Annotated in this window: 9 protein-coding genes; 4 read left to right on the top strand and 5 right to left on the bottom strand. The window is 67.8% G+C overall.

Annotation, left to right across the window (positions count from 1 at the left end; all coding sequences use genetic code 11):
* Positions 1–28 precede the first annotated feature (28 nt).
* The 4 genes from OJI97_RS10100 to OJI97_RS10085 all read left to right on the top strand — a co-directional run bounded on the left by OJI97_RS10100 (position 29) and on the right by OJI97_RS10085 (position 7,067).
* Positions 29–2,185: an acylase gene (locus tag OJI97_RS10100; RefSeq protein WP_297663149.1), complete on the top strand. Its 2,157-nt coding sequence runs from the start codon at positions 29–31 to the stop codon at positions 2,183–2,185.
* Positions 2,186–2,284: 99 nt separating this feature from the next.
* Positions 2,285–5,167: a pitrilysin family protein gene (locus OJI97_RS10095; protein ID WP_297663147.1), complete on the top strand. Its 2,883-nt coding sequence runs from the start codon at positions 2,285–2,287 to the stop codon at positions 5,165–5,167.
* A gap of 24 nt (positions 5,168–5,191) precedes the next feature.
* The gene (locus tag OJI97_RS10090; protein WP_297663146.1) at positions 5,192–5,494 is read left to right on the top strand and encodes a hypothetical protein; all 303 of its coding nucleotides are present in this window, start codon (positions 5,192–5,194) and stop codon (positions 5,492–5,494) included.
* A gap of 361 nt (positions 5,495–5,855) precedes the next feature.
* Positions 5,856–7,067, top strand: a complete 1,212-nt coding sequence (locus OJI97_RS10085; RefSeq protein WP_297663145.1) for a multidrug effflux MFS transporter — start codon at positions 5,856–5,858, stop codon at positions 7,065–7,067.
* Positions 7,068–7,427: 360 nt separating this feature from the next.
* Here OJI97_RS10085 and OJI97_RS10080 read toward each other — a convergent pair whose 3' ends face one another.
* The 5 genes from OJI97_RS10080 to OJI97_RS10060 form a co-directional block, all read right to left on the bottom strand.
* Complete coding sequence (locus OJI97_RS10080; protein ID WP_297663143.1) at positions 7,428–9,059, bottom strand: amino acid permease; 1,632 nt, start codon at positions 9,057–9,059, stop codon at positions 7,428–7,430.
* A gap of 102 nt (positions 9,060–9,161) precedes the next feature.
* Positions 9,162–11,297, bottom strand: a complete 2,136-nt coding sequence (gene pbpC, locus OJI97_RS10075) for a penicillin-binding protein 1C (protein ID WP_297663141.1) — start codon at positions 11,295–11,297, stop codon at positions 9,162–9,164.
* 143 nt (positions 11,298–11,440) lie between these two features.
* Positions 11,441–17,278, bottom strand: coding sequence for an MG2 domain-containing protein (locus tag OJI97_RS10070; protein ID WP_297663140.1), 5,838 nt, complete (start codon positions 17,276–17,278; stop codon positions 11,441–11,443).
* Positions 17,279–17,534: 256 nt separating this feature from the next.
* Positions 17,535–17,912 carry a histidine triad nucleotide-binding protein gene (locus OJI97_RS10065; RefSeq protein WP_297663139.1) on the bottom strand — a complete coding sequence of 126 codons (378 nt, stop codon included), beginning with the start codon at positions 17,910–17,912 and terminating at the stop codon, positions 17,535–17,537.
* 9 nt (positions 17,913–17,921) lie between these two features.
* Positions 17,922–18,254 carry a phosphoribosyl-ATP diphosphatase gene (locus OJI97_RS10060; RefSeq protein ID WP_297663138.1) on the bottom strand — a complete coding sequence of 111 codons (333 nt, stop codon included), beginning with the start codon at positions 18,252–18,254 and terminating at the stop codon, positions 17,922–17,924.
* Positions 18,255–18,409: the final 155 nt, after the last annotated feature.

Genomic DNA, 18,409 nt, shown 5'->3' with positions numbered 1-18,409 from the left:
GCGACCGAAGGAACGGAAGGAAGACGATATGCTGCGACGGGCCTTGCTGGGACTGGTCCTGCTGATCGCCGCCATCCTGACCGGCCTCGCAATATGGGAACCGCTGACCGCTGAATCGCCCGCCGCGCCGGCTTTCAAGCCCGCCGATGTGCAGATCGCGCGCGACAAATTCGGGGTGCCGCATATCTTTGGGCGCACCGACGCCGACGTCGCCTATGGCGTCGCTTATGCCCATGCCGAGGATGATTTTTCGACCCTGCAGGAAGTGCTCGCGATGACGCGCGGGCGGGCGGGGGCGATGCTCGGCGCGGATGGCGCGAAGGTCGACTATGCCGAGGCGCTGCTCGGCGTTCGCGCGACGACCGCGCGCGACTGGCCGCAGCTTCCCGCAGATGTCCGGAACCTCTTCACCGCCTATGCGGCGGGGCTCAACCATTATGCCGACAAGCATCCGGGCGAGGTGCGACTGTCGGGGCTTTTCCCGGTGACCGGCGAGGATGTCGTCGCGGGCTTCGTGCTGCGCTCGCCCTTCTTCTTCGGGCTCGATTCGGTGCTCGGCGGGCTGACCGAGGACAAGGTGCTGGGGCGCGAGGGCGGACCGTCGCTCGACGCCAAGGGCAAGCTGGTGCCGCGTGAACTGACCCCGGTCGGGCGCGATCCCGAAGCCAACGGGTCGAACGGTTTCGCGGTCGCGCCATCGCGTTCGACCGACGGCGCGACGCGGCTCGTCTCCAACTCGCACCAGCCGTGGACCGGCGGCGTCGCCTGGTACGAGCTGGTCGTGCATTCGGGCGAGGGATGGGATTTCGCGGGGGCGAATTTCCCCGGCTCGCCTTACCCCTTCCTCGGCCACAATAAATATCTCGGCTGGACCAACACGGTGAACCGGCCCGACCTGATCGACATCTACAAGCTGGTGCTCGACGAGAGCGGCAAGAATTACCGCTTCGATGGCCAGTGGCGGCCGCTCGAGGAAAAGCGCATCTGGCTGCGCGTCAAATATGGGCCGTTCGTGATCCCGGTGCCGCGCACCATCTATCGCGCGGTCCAAGGGCCGGTGATCAAAAATGCCAAGGGCGCCTTTGCCATCCGTTACGCGGGCATGGACCAGGCGAAGATGGTCACCCAATATTACCGGCTCAACAAGGCGCGCAATTTCGCCGAATGGCGCGCGGCGATGGCCGGGCAGGGGGTGCCCGCGACGAATTTCATCTATGCCGATGCCAAGGGCAATATCGGGATGTTCTATAACGCGATGTTCCCCGACCGGCCCGCGGGCTTCAACTGGCGCGGCGTCCTGCCGGGCGACACTTCGGCCGATGTGTGGACGAAGACGCTGCCGTTTGACCGAGTGCCGGCGCTGGTCAATCCGCGCTCGGGCTATGTGATGAACGCGAACAACACGCCATGGGTCGCGGCGGGGCCGGGTGACGAGCTCGACCCCGCGGCCTTTTCGCCCTTGCTCGGCATCGAGGATGACATGACCAACCGCGCGACGCGGCTGATCGAGCTGTTCGAGGCGTCGGGGCAGATCGACGAGGCGCGGCTGAAGGCGATCAAATATGACACCACCTATGCGAAGACCGGCTATGCCAAGGCGTGGATCGACCGGCTGCTCGCGCTCGATACCAGGGGCGACCCGGCGCTGGCCGAGGCGCAGGACCTGCTGCGCAAATGGGACTGGAAACTCGACGGCAAGGGCAAGGGCGATGCGCTGGCGCTGATGGTGCTGCGCCCCGCGAACGGCAGCCATTATCAGCGCAAGGCCGACCCCGACCCGCGCCAGGTGCTGAGCGCGACGGTGAATCATCTGCAGCAATATTTCGCCGGGCTCGACCCGAAGCTCGGGACCGTGCTGCGGCTGCGTCACGGCGAGGGCGCCCACCGCGTCGACCTGCCGCTCGACGGCGGCAACGATACGGTGCGCGCTTCGACCCTGTGGGATGTCGAGCCCGACGGGCGGCTCAAGGTCCGCCACGGCGACAGCTTCATCATGTTCGTGACCTGGGACAAGGCGGGGCAGGTGCATTCGGAATCGATCCAGCCCTTCGGCGCTGCGACGACGCGGCCCGACAGCCCGCATTACAACGACCAGGCGCCTCTGTTCGTCGCGCACCGGTTGAAGCCGGTGCTGTTCGATCCGGCGGCGCTCAGGGCCAGCGGCGCGCGCTTCTATCGGCCTTGAATGCGGCGGAGGACTGTCCTAAACCGCTGATACAGTGCCGTTCGGCACGGGTCGTTAGCAAGCCGTCCGCGCCTGCGCTCGCCATCCGAGAGGAAGTTCATGCCCCGTTTTCATCGATTCGCCATCGCCCTTGCCCTGTCGACCTCGCTCGTCGCCGCCGGTCCGGCGCTCGCCAAGGCGAAGGAGGCGAAGCCCGCCCCGATCGCCGAACTCGTGAAGGCGGTCGATATCCCCTATCAGAGCTTCACGCTCGACAACGGCCTGCGCGTCATCGTTCACGAGGATCACAAGGCGCCGGTCGTCGCGGTGTCGGTCTGGTATCGTGTCGGATCGAAGAATGAGCCCGCGGGCAAGACGGGCTTCGCGCACCTCTTCGAGCATCTGATGTTCAACGGGTCCGAAAATGCGCCCGGCGATTTCTTCGAGCCGCTGCAACAGGTCGGCGCGACCGATTTCAACGGCACGACCAATGTCGACCGCACCAATTATTTCGAGACGGTGCCGACCGGTGCGCTCGACCGCGCCTTGTTCCTCGAAAGCGACCGCATGGGGCATCTGCTCGGCGGCATCACGCAGGAAAAGCTCGATAACCAGCGCGGCGTCGTCCAGAACGAAAAGCGCCAGGGCGACAATAATCCCTATGGCCTGCTGCGCTACGAGATTTTCGAGAATCTCTTCCCCAAGGGGCATCCCTATCACCACAGCACGATCGGCTCGATGACCGACCTCAACACGGCGAGCCTCGCCGACGTGAAGAAGTGGTTCACCGACAATTACGGCCCGAACAACGCGGTGCTCGTGCTCGCCGGCGACGTCGACCTGGCGACCGCCAAGACGAAGGTGACCGAATGGTTCGGCGACATTCCGCGCGGGCCGCAGGTGAAGGCGCCCGAAACCTCGGTCCCGACGCTGCCCGCGCCGCTCGCGAAAGAGGTCAAGGATCTGATCCCGACGACGCGCATCTATCGCATGTGGGCGATCCCGGGGCTCAACGACGCCGATGCGGTGGCGCTGCAGATGGCGGCCACGGTGCTCGGCGGGCTGTCCTCGTCGCGGCTCGACAATGCGATGGTGCGCAAGGACCCGGTCGCGGTCAGCGTCGCCGCGGGCACGCAGACGCTGGAGGATGCAGGGTTCCTGATCGTTCAGGCCGATGTGAAGCCGGGGGTCGATCCGAAGGTCGTCGCCGACAAGCTCGACGCCCAGATTGCCGACTTTCTGGCGACCGGCCCGACCGCCGACGAGTTGCAGCGCGCGGCGGCGAGCTATCTCGGCGGCACGATCGCGGGGCTCGAATCGGTCGGGGGCTTCGGCGGCAAGGCGGTGACGCTGGCCGAGGGCGCGCTCTATTCGAACGATCCGGCCTATTACAAGACCGAGCTCGATCGGCTCGCCAAAGCGACCCCCGAGCAGGTGAAGGCGGTCGCCAACAAATGGATGTCGCGCCCGGTCTTTTCGCTGACCTACACGCCGGGCGAGCGCACCGAGGGGGGCGAGAACCGCGGCGGCGCGGTGACCGACGCGAAAGCCATCGGCGTCGCGCCCGACCGTTACTGGAACGCGGCGCTAGGCGATGTCGGCCCCGACAGCAGCGCCGTGGGCGCGACCTCGATCGCCGACCGGTCGCAGATGCCGGCGGTCGCCGATCTGAAGGCGCTCGATTTCCCGGCGATCGAGCGGGCGAAGCTCCGGAACGGCATCGAAGTCGTCTTCGCGCGCCGCACGACGGTGCCGACGGTGCAGGTCGCGGTCAGCTTCGACGCGGGCTATGCCGCCGATCCGCACAATGCGCTCGGCACCCAGTCGCTGATGCTCAGCCTGATGGACGAGGGCACGACAAGCAAGGATTCGATCGCCTTCGCCGAAGCCAAGGAGCGCCTCGGCGCGCAGATCGACGGATCGGCGAGCGCCGATGATACGGTGTTCAGCCTGTTCGCGCTGAAGCCGAATCTGACGCCGTCGCTCGGCCTGCTCGCCGACTATATCCGCAACCCCGCCTTCGAGGCGAAGGAGCTCGAGCGCGTGCGCGCGCAGCAGCTCAACCGGCTGAAGGCCGAACTCAACAACCCCAATGCGATCGCCGGCCGCGTGCTGATGCCGGTGCTTTATGGCGCCGATCATCCCTATGGCATCCCGCCGTCGGGCCTGGGCGATGCCGCGGCGGTGACCGCGGCGACGCGCGATCAGCTCGCGGCGTTCCACGACGCATGGGTCCGCCCCGACAATGCGCGTATCTTCGTCGTCGGCGACACGACGCTGAAGGAGATCACCAGGGCGCTCGATACCGCCTTCGGCGACTGGAAGGCGCCCGCGGGCGCCAAGCCCGAAAAGCATTTCGAGATCGCGATTCCAAAGCCGCAGCCGCGCATCCTGCTCGTCGACCGGCCGAAATCGCCGCAGTCGGTGATCCTCGCCGGCAAGGTGCTGGGCGCGAAGGGCGGCGACAAACTCGAAGTGCTGCGGTCGGCGAACGACATCTTCGGCGGCGATTTCCTGTCGCGCTTCAACATGGACCTGCGCGAGACCAAGGGCTGGTCCTATGGTGTGCGCTCGCGCATCACCTCCGACCAGGACCGGGTGAGCTGGATCGTCTCGGCGCCGGTCCAGGCCGACCGCACCGGCGATTCGATCAAGGCGTTTCAGACCGATCTCACCGAATTCCTCGGCGACAAGGGCGTCACCAAGGAAGAGCTGGAGCGGACGGTGAACGGCAGCGTCCGCGAACTGCCGGGCAGCTTCGAGACGTCGGGCGATGTCCTCGGCGGGATGCGCCAGATCGTCAAGTTCGGCCGCCCCGACAATTATTACGAGACGCTGCCCGCGACCTATGAGGCGATGACGACCGCCGAGGTCGATGCCGCGGCGCGGAAGGCGCTCAGCACCGGCGATCTCGTCTATGTCGTGGTCGGCGATGCCGCGGTGGTGAAACCGCAGCTTGACGGACTGGGCCTGCCGGTGGAAATAGCGAAACCCGCTAACTAACATTGGTTTCAGTAGGAGAGGTTTATGTCTGGAGTCGACGGCAATTATGATTGCGTCACCAAGTCGCCGATGGGGGACCAGAAATCGGTCTTCACCGTGAAGAGCGACGGCGGCAGCTTCACCGGCCAGAACGCCGGGGCGATGGGGGCGCTCGATGTCGAGAATGGCAAGGTCGACGGCAACAAGCTGACCTGGACCATGAACATGAAGGTGCCGATGCCGATGACGCTGGAGGCCGAAGCGACGATCGACGGCGACACGCTGACCGGCACGATCAAGGCCGGCCCGTTCGGCTCGATGGCGATGACCGGCACGCGCCAGGCCTGATTTTTCGGGTTTCGGAATGGAAAGGGCCGCTCTCGCAAGGGGGCGGCCTTTTTCGTGGGCGCATATCGCGCGGGCTTATGCCGATGGCGGCTTGCCCCCTTCATCGTCATTCCCGCGAAAGCGGGAACCCAGTGTGGGGTCAGCCGACGCACGCTCTGGGTTCCCGCTTTCGCGGGAATGACGAAATTATGAGATGCGGAATGTCGCCTTCCGGTCAAAACCCGCCGGTGGCTATCGTGAAAACACCCTATCCGCCTCCCCTGCATAGCTTTTCGGCCTCCCGGGGCTATCCAAAGCGGGCGCGGTGGCGCATAGGGCCGCCGCAATGCACAAAATGACCGAATCCCCGCAGCGGTCCCATATGCCCGGCGGCCGCGAAATGGTGTTCATGATGGCGATGGTCATGGCGCTGAACGCGCTCGCCATCGATTCGATGCTGCCCGCGCTGCCCGCGATCGGCGACGGGCTGGGGGTCACGGTCGCCAACGACCGGCAATATGTCATCTCGACCTATCTTTTCGGCATCGGTGCCGGGTCGCTCTTCTACGGCCCGCTCTCCGACCGCTTCGGGCGCAAGGGCGTGCTGGTGCCGGCGCTGTTCGCTTATGTCGCCTTTTCGATCGGCTGCGGGCTCGCGACGAGCTTTCCGATGCTGCTCGCGCTGCGCTTCGGGCACGGGCTGATCAGCGCCGCGCTCGGCGTGATCGTCGTCGCGGTGATCCGCGACCTGTTCTCGGGCGATGCGATGGCGAAGCGGCTGTCGATGATCTTCCTCGTCTTCATGATCGTTCCCGCGATTGCGCCCACCATGGGGGCGGGGATCACCGCTTTTGCGAACTGGCGCGCGATCTTCATCGTCCTCGCGGTGATGGGCTGCGTCATGCTGCTGTGGCTGCGCCGCCTGCCCGAAACGCTGGCGCGCGAGGACATCCGCCCGCTCGACGCGCGGACGATGATCGCGGGCTGGGCGACGGTGACGCGGCATCGCCGCGCCGCGGGCTATATGATCGCGTCGGCGATGATGCAGGGCGCGCTCTACGGCTATCTCAACAGCAGCGAGCAGATCATCGCCGAGGTGTTCGGGGCGCAGAGCTGGTTCCCGCTGGTCTTCGCCTGCGTCGCGGCGGGGATCGCGATCGCCAATTTCTCGAACGCCGCGATCGTCGAGCGCTTCGGCGCGCGGCGCGTGTCGCAGAGCGCGACCTTTGCCTTCATGGCGACGTCGATCGCGCAGATCGCCGTTGCGATGAGCGGCGCCGAGACGTTGTGGATGTTCACCCTGCTGATGATGGTCAACGTCGGGCTGATCGGCTTCATCGGCAGCAATTTCGGGTCGATCGCGATGGAGGATTTCGGCCATATGGCCGGGGTCGCCTCCTCCTATCAGAGCTTTTGCAAGACCTTGCTCGCCGCCGCGATGGGCGCGGCGATCGGCCAGCTCTATGACGGATCGACGCTGCCGCTCGCCTACGCCTTTCTGATTTCGGGAGTGGTCGGGCTGGCGCTGGTCCTCTGGGCCGAGCGCGGCAAGCTGTTCACCCGCCCCGGCACCGCGCCGCGCACACCCTATTGAGGGTTCGGACTTATTCACTCTGAACCCTTCGACGGGCCTGTTTCAGGGGCCATGGTCTGGTGTTGTCCTTCAACGCCGCGCTTTTTAGTTTCGCACAAAGCCACAAAGCCACGAAGAAGAAGGCTCGGGCCGACAGGCCCGTTCCTCCATCAACGGCGCGGCTGGCCGCGCGGCCGCAAAGGAAAACCGCTTCGCGGCTGGCGCGACATCTTCGTGGCTTTGTGCCTTTGTGCGAAAAATAACGGACGCCGTGCTGGCTGGGGAGTGCCGGGCCATGGATGCTGAAATAAGCCAGTCCTGAGCCCGCCAAAAGAAAGGGGGCCGAAGCCCCCTTTCCCCCCTTTTTGACGGTCCCGGCCGTCAGTCGAACGACGGCGTCGGGGGCACTGCCGGCGGCGGCGCGTCGGAGTCGAGCTCGTGCACCTCGACCAGCCCGCGGCCGACGTGGCTGCGCGAACGGCTGTAGCCGAAATAGATGAGCAGGCCGATGGCGCCCCAGATCGGCAGTACCAGCTTCGCGGTCAGCGGCAGCGACAGATAGAGCACGACGCAGCCGAGGATCGCCAGCGGTGCGACGACGAAGACCAGCGGGGTACGGAACGGCCGATGGCGATTCGGGTCGGTGCGGCGCAGCACCATCACCGAAATCGCGACCATGAAGAAAGCGAACAAGGTGCCCGCATTGGAATAGTCGGCGAGCTTGCCGACCGGCAGCACCGCCGCTGCGAAGGCGGCGCAGACGCCGGTCACGACGGTGACGACGTGCGGCGTGCGATATTTGCTGTGCACCGAGGCGAGCTTTTCGGGCAGCAGGCCGTCGCGCGCCATGGTGAAGAAGATACGGGTCTGGCCGAACATCATCATCAGCACGACCGACGGCAGCGCGAGCACGGCGGCAAGGCCGACGAGCCGGCCGACGAACGGCCAGTCGATCGCTTCGAGGACATGGACCAGCGCTTCCTTCGAGCAGACGAGCGGCTCCACGAACCCGCTGGCGACCAGCGTTGCGCAGCGGCCCGCGAGCTCCGGCGAACCCGGCGACAATATCTGGCCGGCGGCGTTGGCGACCGGCTGCGCGCCGATCGCGCCGATCGCGCCCGATGCGACGAGCAGATAGAAGATGGTGCAGATCACCAGCGAGCCGATCAGGCCGATCGGGACGTTGCGCTGCGGATTCTTGGTTTCCTCGGCGGCGGTCGAAACGGCGTCGAAGCCGACATAGGCGAAGAAGATCGAGGCCGCGGCGCCGAGCACGCCGAGCCCCGAGGAACTGAGCGGATTGCCGATTCCGGTCGGCATGAACGGGTTGAAATTGTCCGATTTGAGGGCCGGCAGCGTCAGCGCGATGAAGGCGGTCAGCGCGGCGATCTTGATCAGCACGAGCACGGCGTTGACGCGCGCGCTTTCGGTCGTGCCGATCACCAGCAGCCAGGTCACGAAGCCGATCACGATGATCGCGGGAACGTTGATCCAGCCGCCGACCGCGAGCGCCTTGTCGAGATCCTCGCTGGGCGCCGCGCCGAGCGCGAGCTGCATATGCGCCATCAGCGCATCGGCGTTGCTGATCGCCGCGGGTATGTGCCACCCCAGCGAATTCAATAGCCCGACCGCATGGTTCGACCAGCCGACCGCGACCGCGCTGGCGCCCACCGCATATTCGAGGATCAGCGCCCAGCCGACCATCCAGGCGAGGATTTCGCCGACCACGGCATAGCTGTAGGTATAGGCCGAGCCCGAGACGGGCACCATCGACGCCAGTTCGGAATAGCAGAGCGCCGCAACCGCGCAGACGAAGCCCGCGACGACGAAGCTCAGCAGCATCGCCGGGCCCGCCTTTTGCGCGGCTTCGGACGTCAGCACGAAGATGCCGGTGCCGATGACGGCGCCGATGCCGAGCATGGTGAGCTGGAAGGCGCCGAGGGTGCGATGCAGCCCCTTTTTCTCGGCTGTAGCCAGGATGGCGTCGAGCGGTTTGACGCGGCCAAATATCATCAAATATCCCCTTTGGGGCGCCCGAACGGCCCCCTCTCCTGGCGGCGCAGACTAACCGCTCCGCGCGTCAGCGCAACTTAATTTCACGCGCGTTACAGCGGTTCACCGCACCGTGAATCGCACCCGGTCGATCATCCGCCCGCCGGGATCGACGAGCGCGAGCATATGGATCCCGGGGCGCGGCAGGATCTGCGGGCCCGCATCGGCATCACCGAGCGGTTTCTTGTCGAGGATCAGGCGAAATCCCGTCACGTCGCCGCTGACCAGCACCGCGAGGCTCTGGCGGTCGATCGGGATATCGGGGTCGAGCGCATAGACGCTGCCGCTGACCGGGCTGGTGATGCGCGGGCGGCGCGCGGCCTGCGGCGCGGCGGCGATTTCGCTCTGTGCGGTGCCGCGGAGGAAATATTCGCGGCGCGGCGGCTCGCGCGTGCCGGGAAGCGCGACCTGCCGCGCCTCGACGCCTTCGGGCATCTTCGGGGGCTTGCCGGGGCTGCCGGCGTGGAGCGCCATCATCACGTCGCGCCATACCGGCGCGGCGCCCGAGGTGCCCGAGACGGCGCGCATCGAATCGCCCTCCAGATTCCCCACCCATACCGCGACGGTGTAGCGGTCGGTGAAGCCGACGCACCAATTGTCGCGCATCCCCTTCGAGGTGCCGGTCTTGGCCGCGGCCCAGAAGGGGAGGCGGAGCGCGCTGTCGGCCCCGAAGGCGTCGGCGCGCGCCGAGGCGTCGGCGAGGATGTCGCCGACGATGAAGGCGGCGCCGGGATTGACGATCTGGCGCGGCGCTTCGGCCGTCTCGCCCAGGCGATAATGCACCGGCGACCAACGGCCCTGGTTGGCGAGGGTGCGGAAGGCGTTGGCCTGCTCGACGAGACTGACCTCGGCCGAGCCGAGCGCGAGGCTGAAACCATAATATTCGCCGTCCTCGACGAGGCCGTGATAGCCGAGCGTCCACAGGCGGTCGCGGAAGAGCTGGACGTCGTTGATGACAAGCGTGCGCACCGCCGGGACGTTGAGCGAACTGGCGAGCGCGTGGCGGACGCTGACGGGGCCCTGGAAATTATGGTCGTAATTCTTGGGCACATAGAGGCCCGAGGCGGTGTCGAGCTGAACCGGGCTGTCGTCGAGGATCGAGGCGGCGGTGAGCCAGCCATGCTCGATCACCTGCGCATAGAGGTGCGGTTTCAGCGTCGAGCCTGCCTGCCGCCGCGCATTGGCGCCGTCGACCTGCGCGGCGGTCGATTTGAGGCCGACGCCGCCGACATAGGCGAGGACGTCGCCGGTGGCATTGTCGAGCACGACGACGGCGCCGTCGCGCACGCGGTCCGAGCCCAGGCCCGCGAGCTGGCGGCGCATCGCGACGATCGCGGCGGTTTGGATGCGGCGGTCGATGGTGGTCGTGACGCGCTTGCCCGGCTTGTCGAGCAGCCGCGTCGCGAGGTGCGGCGCGAGCGCGGGATCGAAGCGCGCCGCCTGCTCGCCCGAGACGAGCGTCGCGGCGGCGGCGTCGATCGCCGAGCAATCGGCCGCCTTGGCGATGCGGCAGGCGCGGTGGCCGAGCGCGTCGGCCTTCGCGGCGGGATTGGGGAGGAGGCCCGCGAACAGTGCGGCGTCGGTGCGGTTCATCTCGGCGGGCTTCTTGCCGAACAGGCTCTGCGCGCCGGCGCCGATCCCCTGCGCCTCGCCGCGCAGCGGGAGGAGGTTGAAATAGGCTTCGAGCATCTGCTCGTGCGTCCAGCCCGACGCGAGCGCCTGCGCCGCGCGCATCTGACGGATTTTGGCGAACCAGCCGCGCTGGCCCGGCTGCGCGAGGTCGGGCGCGAGGAAGGCGGCGAGCTGCATCGGCAGCGTCGAGGCGCCGCGCGAGCGGCCGCCGGTCCAGCGGTTACGGACCGCGCTGGCGATCGCGAGCCAGTCGACCCCGCCGTGCGACCAGAAGCGATGATCCTCGGCCGCGACGACGGTATCGCGGACCGTGGGGCTGATATCCTTCAGCGGCACCCAGGCGAGGCGGCGGCGCTCGAAATTGACCCGCTCGCTGTCGAGCAGGCGGCCGTCGCGGTCGTAAAGCCAGGCCTCGCTGGATTTCCAGTCGGCGCGGACGGCGGCGTAATCGGGCATCGCCGGCGGGCGGGTGAGGAGATGCGCGGCGGTGGTGAGGACGAGCGCGGCGAGTGCGGCCCACGCCAGCGCGTCGAACCAGCGGCGTTTTCGGGGTGTGTGTTCAGTCATCGTCAGGCTGCGAGTCTATGGCGCGTGCCACCAATCACCTCGTCATTGCGAGCGAAGCGAAGCAATCCAGCGTGTGACAAGCCGCTCTGGATTGCTTCGCTCCGCTCGCAATGACGGAGACTGAATGGCGCGCCGCGGCTTCATCACCGCGCCGCCGCCGCCACCGTCATCGGCGCGTTGGGCCACTGGCCGCGGATCGCGGGCGAATACATCGCCTCGACGCGCGTCGGGGGCAGGGTGAAGCGGCCCGAGCCGTTCAGGCGCACGACATATTCGACCGCGTGGGTGCCCGCGGGCATCCAGCCGTAATAGCCGCGCCAGCTGTCCTTGCCGCGTTCGACATAGCTTGGTTGCCAGTTCGATCCGCTCGCCTGTTCGGCCAGCATTTCCGACTGGCCGCCGAGGTTGCCGACGATCGTCGCGCCCGGCGGGATCGGGTCGTTGACGATGACCCAGGTGCGGCCGGCGGCGGCGGTGACCTCGATCCGCACCTTGATCACGTCGCCGCGCGTCAGGTGGGCGGGGTCGGCCGCCTTGACGACGCTGACCGAGCGCTTGATGCGATAGCCGGCGTTGAGCGGTTCCTTGAGCGGGACCGCTGCCTTGACGCTGACGGTTGCCCATGGGGCGCCGGTGCCCTCGTGGCTGAGGCTCATCGTTGCCGCGGCGAGCGCGACGCGCAGCGGTGAGGGCGTTTCGGCCGGGAGCGGCCAGCTCTGCGAGGCGGTGGCGCCCGCGAGGCTGATGTTCGTCACGCCCGTGATCGCGCTTGCCGGATAAAGCTCGGCGAAGCGGCGGACGGTGACCGCGCCCCACGCATTGGCGGGGGTGGTGTCCCAATGGCCCTTGCGCTGGCGCTGCGCGACGCCGACCATCAGCTTGCCCGCGTCATCCTCCCAGCCCTTGCGGCCGAGCACGGCTTCGAGCGCCTTGATCGCCATCTCGTCGCCGCTGGTCATCATCCACCACGGCGCCCTGGCATCGTCGACGAGATCGAGGCGCGTGCCTTCGTAGACGAGGCGCTTGCGCAGTTCGGCCTCGGCCGCGGTGCGCAGCGCGACGGCGCCCCGCACGCCCGGCGTGCGCTCGATCGCGACGAGCCAGTCGGCGAGGGTGCCGGTCGCCATGTCGGCCGGCGCCATGTCGATCGCCGCGACGAGCTGCGGGCTCGCCGCATTGTTGCGCGCGAGCGCCGCGAGCGCCGCGATGCGGACCGGGCGGATGTCGTAGGGGCCGTAGCCCTTGCGGGTCAGCCGTCCCTCGATCACCGCCTGCAGCGCCTTGACCATCTTCGCCTTGGGTGCCTCCGGGATCGCGAAGCCATTCGCCGCGGTGATCGCGAGGACATAGGCGGTGAGCTCGGGCGAGCCCTCCATCCGGTCGTTCGGCCAGTAGCGGAGCAGCCCGTCGTCATCGAGATAGGTCGGCATCGCGCCGACGAGCGCCTGCCACCGCCCGACGTCGCCGAGCGCGACGGCGCGCGAGGTCGACTGCTCGAAGCAGTTGTAGGGGTAGATCGCCATATAGTCGCGCACCCCCGCCAGCGGCGGCGCGAGCGTACCCGCGAGCGCGACGTCGACGTAACCGCCGGGCAGCGCGCCCGCCGGGATCGCGATCGGCAGCGTCGTGTTGGGGCCGACGCGGAACAGGCTCGCGGCCCAGGTCTCGACCGGCACCGCGGGCTCGACGCTCTGGTCGAAGACCAGGCGGTCGCGCGCCTTGCCGTCCTTCGACGCCGCGTCGATCGTCCACTGGATCGGGCCGGTGGCGTCGGGCGCGGTCATCTGCCAACTCACCGGCACCGCGCCGCCCGCCGGGATCGTCACGGTGAGCGGCGGCGCGGTCGCGACCGCGGGCGACAGCGTTGCCGTCGCGGTCACCGTCATCTCCTTGTCGGTGCCGTTGCGGAGCGTGAAGCGCGCGTCATAGGCATCGCCGGTGCGGACGAGATCGGGCAGGCTCGCGAAGACGCCGAGATCCTGCACGGTGCGCACGCTCGTTTCGCCGGTCCCGAAATATTGCGATCCGTCGGTGGCGATCGCGACGAGGCGGAAGGCGGAGAGATTGTCGGACATCGGCACATCGACGCTCGCGCGGCCCTTGGAATCGAGGGCGACATGACCCTGCCAGAGCAGCACGGGCTTGAAATCCTCGCGCGTGAGGCCCGAGAGGTCGCCGCCGCCCCCGCCGCCGGGTTCGAGCGCCTTGCGGCCGTAGTGCCGCTTGCCGACGACCTGCATCTGCGCGGTCGAGGTGAGGACGTCGAGCGTGCGTTCACCCATCATCGCGTCGATCAGCTTCCAGCTTTCGTTGGGGGCGAGCTGAAGCAAGGCTTCGTCGACCGCGACGAAAGCGACATCGGCGCCGCTGGCGGGCTTGCCGCCGGGGGTCTTGACCTCGACGCCCACTTTGGCGGTCTCGCGGATCGCGTATTTTTCCTTGTCGGCCTTGACCTTGACGCCGAGCTGATGGCCTTCCCAGCCGACCTTGATCCGCGCGATGCCGAGGCGGTAGCTCGGCTTGGCGAGGTCGACGAGCGCGGTTGGGGGCGCGCCTTCGCTATTCTCGATCTGGAAGCCGACCGCGCGTTTCATCTTGCGGAACCAGCTTTCCTCGCCGGTGACGCGGCCGCGCACCGCCATCACCGAGACATAGACGTCGGGCGCGTAAGTCGCGGGCAGCTTGACCTTCACGACCGGGTCGGTGCCCTTCAGCGGCACGACGAAGCTGGAGAGCACGCCCTCGCGCTCGACGGTGACGAGCGCGGTCGCTTCGCGGAAGGGCATGCGGACCTGGAAGTTCGCGGTGTCGCCCGCCTTGTAGCGCGGCTGTTCGGGGATGACGTCCATGCGGTCGCCATTGTCTCCGCCGAACCACCAGTCGGTATCGCCCGCGAGCCAGACCGAGCGCACCGCGCGCGCCTCGTTGCCGTCGGCATCCTGCGTGGTCGCGACGACGGTGACCTCGCCCGAAACGCCGGGCGCCATCGCGCAGCTCGCGCGACCGAGCTTGTCGGTCGTCGCGCTGCAAGCCGTCGCGAGCTTCGTCGTGCGCATCTGGTTATCATAGGCGTAGAAGCCGCCGATCAGGCGCCGCCGCGCGGTGATGATCTCGCGGTTGTAGAGCGCGACCTGGACGCGCTGGCCGGCGATCGGCTTTCCGTCGAGGTCGAGCGCGACGAATTTGAGGCGCAGGTCGTTGTCGCGCATCAGCCAGCCGTCGGTCTTGAGCCCGAGGCGGACCGCCGAAGGGTAGAGGGTGATGCGGCGGCTGGAGGTCAAAGTCTCGCCGTTCGCATCCTCATAATCCATCTCGACCGCCATCTGGGTCGGCTCGACGATCGGCTGATCGACGGTGATATTGGTCGTCGCGGTGCCGTCGGTGCCGAGCGTGAGCGGCACCGAGCGCGCGAGCGGCATGTCGGCCTCGGGCTCCTCGCCGCTGTCGTCGAGCTGGATCACGCCTTCCTTGACCGGCTGGCCGTCGAAATCCCAGTCGCGATAATCTTCGGGCGCGGTCCAGGCGGCGCGGAAGGTCGAGCGGAGTTCGACCGGCAGATTCGGCGCGGGGCCGCCCGACAGATAGCCGACGAACAGCGACAGCGGCACCTGCGCGGGCCGCACGAGCGATTCCTTGGGACCGGTGACGGTCGCCTTCATCGTCGGCAGGCGATATTCGTCGACGCGCACCGACTGGTTCGACCAGATGCTCTTGTCCTTGCCGTCCTTGTCTTTGGTCACGAAGACGAGCTCGTAATCGCCCATCGGGGCGGAGGCGGGGACATTCCATGTCGTCTCGCCGCTGCCGCCCGCGTCGATGCTGAACGGCATCTCGAACTCGGTGTCCGATCCGCGGTGGACGAGGCGGAGCTTGCCCGCCATCGGCTGAGGGGTGGTGAAGCCGGTGCCGACGGGGCGGCGCAGGATATGCTTCATATGGACCGTCTCGCCCGCCTTGACGAGCGCACGGTCGAACAGCGTGTGGAGAATGTCGGTGCGCTCCGACCAGCCATAGGGAAGGTCGAAGTCATAGGGGCGAATGCCGTCGCCCCAGTCGGTCAGGGTGAAGCTGAAATCGTCGCCCGAGCGGGCGCTGACCATCAGCGCATGGCCCTCGCTGTTCGCGGGGGCGGGATCGGCCTCGCAGCTCGCATAGGTTTCGGGCTGCGGCAGGCCGCTGGGGAAAGCGAGGCGGCCGGCCTTGTCGGCGGTGCCGCGCGCGAGCAGGCGGCCGGTGCAGCTGTCGGTGACGCGGACCTCGGCGCCCGCGACGGGGAGGCCGGTGTCGAGCGACGTCACCCAGGCGAGCGAGCTTTCGCGGCCCCATTTGAAATGCACCGCCATGTTGGTGACGAGCGCGGCGGTCGCGACGTAGCGCGTCGCCTTGCGGCCGAGCAATTTGGCGCCGAGCTCGGGGCTGGCGATCTCGACGACGTGGAAGCCCTTTTCGGTGAGCGGAATGCCGACGACCTCGAACTCCTTGCCGCCGGCGGGCGGAGCGAGCGTCAGATTGCGGCGGTCGCCGCCCGCGGGGGCATCTTCGAACACCGATTTCGTGCCGGTGTAGTTGACGGTGACGTCCTTGCCGCTGCGGTCCTTTTCCTCGCGATAGTCGGTGTCGTCGGCGTCGGCGACGCGCTTCAGCCAGCGCGCGATCGCGGCATCGTCGTCGCCGACGCGGAGCGCGGTCGCGGGCATCTTGAGGTTCGCCTGCACCAGCGACGCCTCGACCCCGCGCACGGTGACGGGCAGAATGCCGCCCTCGGACGCTTCGAGAATGCCGAATTCGGCGGCGAATTTGACGATCGGCGGGGCGCTGTCGATGTGGAATTTCAGCGGGAAGTTCGACTGGTTCTGCAAGCGGCGGCCGCTCTGGTCGGCGATGTCGGCGGGAAGGATCAGCGTCGCGTCGACATTCTGCGGCAGTGGGCCGTCGAAATGGACGCGTTCGAGGAAGGCGTCGTTCTTGTCGTCGTCGTCGATCTTCGCGGCGATGGTCTTGCCGTCGGCGGTGCGGAGCGTCGCGGCGAGCGCGACGTCGCGCGCGACCGGCGCGGCGAAGCTGACGTTGACCGGCTTCAGCGGGTTGCAGCCCGCCTGCGGATTGACGCGGCTGCACGACATTTTCGCGGTGAAGGCGGGGCGGACGTCATAGTCGAAGCGCTGGTCGCGGCCGGCGGTGCGGCCGGGCACCCCGGCCTGCGCAATGCGCGCGTCCCAGACGAGCGCCATCTCGCGTCCGGGGGGCAGCGGACGGCGGCACTTGACCGGGACGACGCGCGCCAGCGCAGCCTCGCGGTCGGCGCCCGCGGCGGGCAGGCGCAGCGGCAGGCCGGCGTCCTGGGTGAACGACTGCGCCGACCATTGGTCGCCGATGCCGTCGAGGATCGTGGCGGCGGTCTCGGGTTTCAGCACGTCGACCGGAATCTTCTCGCCGATGCCGTCGACCGCGCAATAGGCGAAGCGGCCGACCGAGGCGCGGTCGGCGGCGACATTGGTGGCGACGAGAAAGACCTGCTCCTCCTCGATGTCGCCATAACCATTGCCTGCAAGCACCGCGCGCGCCGAGGGGCCGCCGGTGTCGATCTCGAACCGGCTGTTGCCGACGACATTGACGCCGCGCGCGGTGGTGAGGTCATCGCGCAGATCGACGTTGCAACTCATGCCGCCGGGAAGCGATTTTTCGAATTCGAGCACCCAAGTGCGCGTGTCAACCCAGCGGCCGTCGGCGGGCACCTTGCAGTCGTGGGTCGCGGGGGGCCTGGCGCGGGGATCGCCGAGCGGCACCATGTCCTCCGAAAAGCGCAGCGTGAAGCGGCTGATCGTGCCGTCGCCGGTGCCCGCCGAGCCGGGAGTCGCGAGCGTGACCTGCGGGACGGTGTCGCCGCCCGCCGCGACGAGCGCGGCGGCGAGGGGAATCATCAAGGCAAGCCGCGCCTTGCCGGCAAATGCCTTCGCCGATGCGCGCCATCCGATTGCCATTGCGTCGTCTCCCCGGTGAGCCCAGACCTATCCTGCTGGAAACAGGGGCGTCTGTCCACCCGTCGCCGCACAGCGCGCACGGTTAACCGCAGCGCGCGAAAAGGCTGTGATGCGGATCATAGACAGATCGGAATTATTGCGCAGCGCTATATCCACATCGTCACCCCGGACTTGATCCGGGGTCCCGCTCAGCGACGGTGAAAGCGGGACCCCGGATCAAGTCCGGGGTGACGAAAGAGGGGATGTTGCCGCCGGCTTAGCGGACGAGCATCGGTCCCAGCGGCTGCCCCGCGAAGATGTGAACGTGGAGGTGCGGCACTTCCTGGTGGCTGTTGGGGCCGACGTTGGCGAGCAGGCGATAGCCCGGCGCGACGAGGCCCGCGTCGCGCGCGACCCGGCCCACCGCGCGGACGAAGCCCGTGATTTCGGCGTCGCTGCCGCGCTCCGAAAAATCGTCCCAGCTCACATAGGCGCCCTTGGGGATCACGAGGATGTGCAGCGGCGCCTGCGGATTGATGTCGTGGAAAGCGAGGGCATGGTCGTCCTCATAGACGGTCTTCGACGGCAGTTCGCCGCGCAGGATGCGCGCGAAGATATTGCTGTCGTCATAGGGAAGCGTCGCGTCGATCGGCATGGGTGGCTCCTATTGGGTGCGGCTGGCTTTTTCGGCGTGGCCCGAGGTGCCGTGGCGGCGCGCGAGTTCGGCGGCGACGGCGTCCCAGCCGAGGCCGCGCTCGGCGAGCAGCACGGTGAGGTGAAAGACGAGGTCGGCGGCCTCGCCGGTCAGCGCCGCATCGTCTTCGGTCAGCGCGGCGATGATCGTCTCCGTCGCTTCCTCGCCGAGCTTTTGCGCGATCTTGCCGCGTCCTTTCGCCGCGAGGCTCGCGACATAGGAAGCGGCGCCGTCGCCCGCGGCGAGGCGGTCGTGCACCACCGCTTCGAGTGCGGTCAGCGTTTCGCCGATGTCACCTGCCATCACCTGTCCTTTCGCGGAGCATTGCTCCGAATCCTCCCATCTTCCCGTTCGTGTCGGGGGGGGAGGGGGGAGCCCACCGCCGCGCCCCGCGGCGGAGGGGGGGTTGAAGAAACGGGGCAGCCACCCCGGGGGAACAAGCCCGCGGGGGCGCGGGG

The sequence above is a fragment of the Sphingopyxis sp. genome (assembly GCF_025869345.1).
Taxonomy (GTDB): Bacteria; Pseudomonadota; Alphaproteobacteria; order Sphingomonadales; family Sphingomonadaceae; genus Sphingopyxis.
Note: the sequence above shows the minus strand (reverse complement) of the source record. Positions and strands in the feature narration are given on the sequence as shown.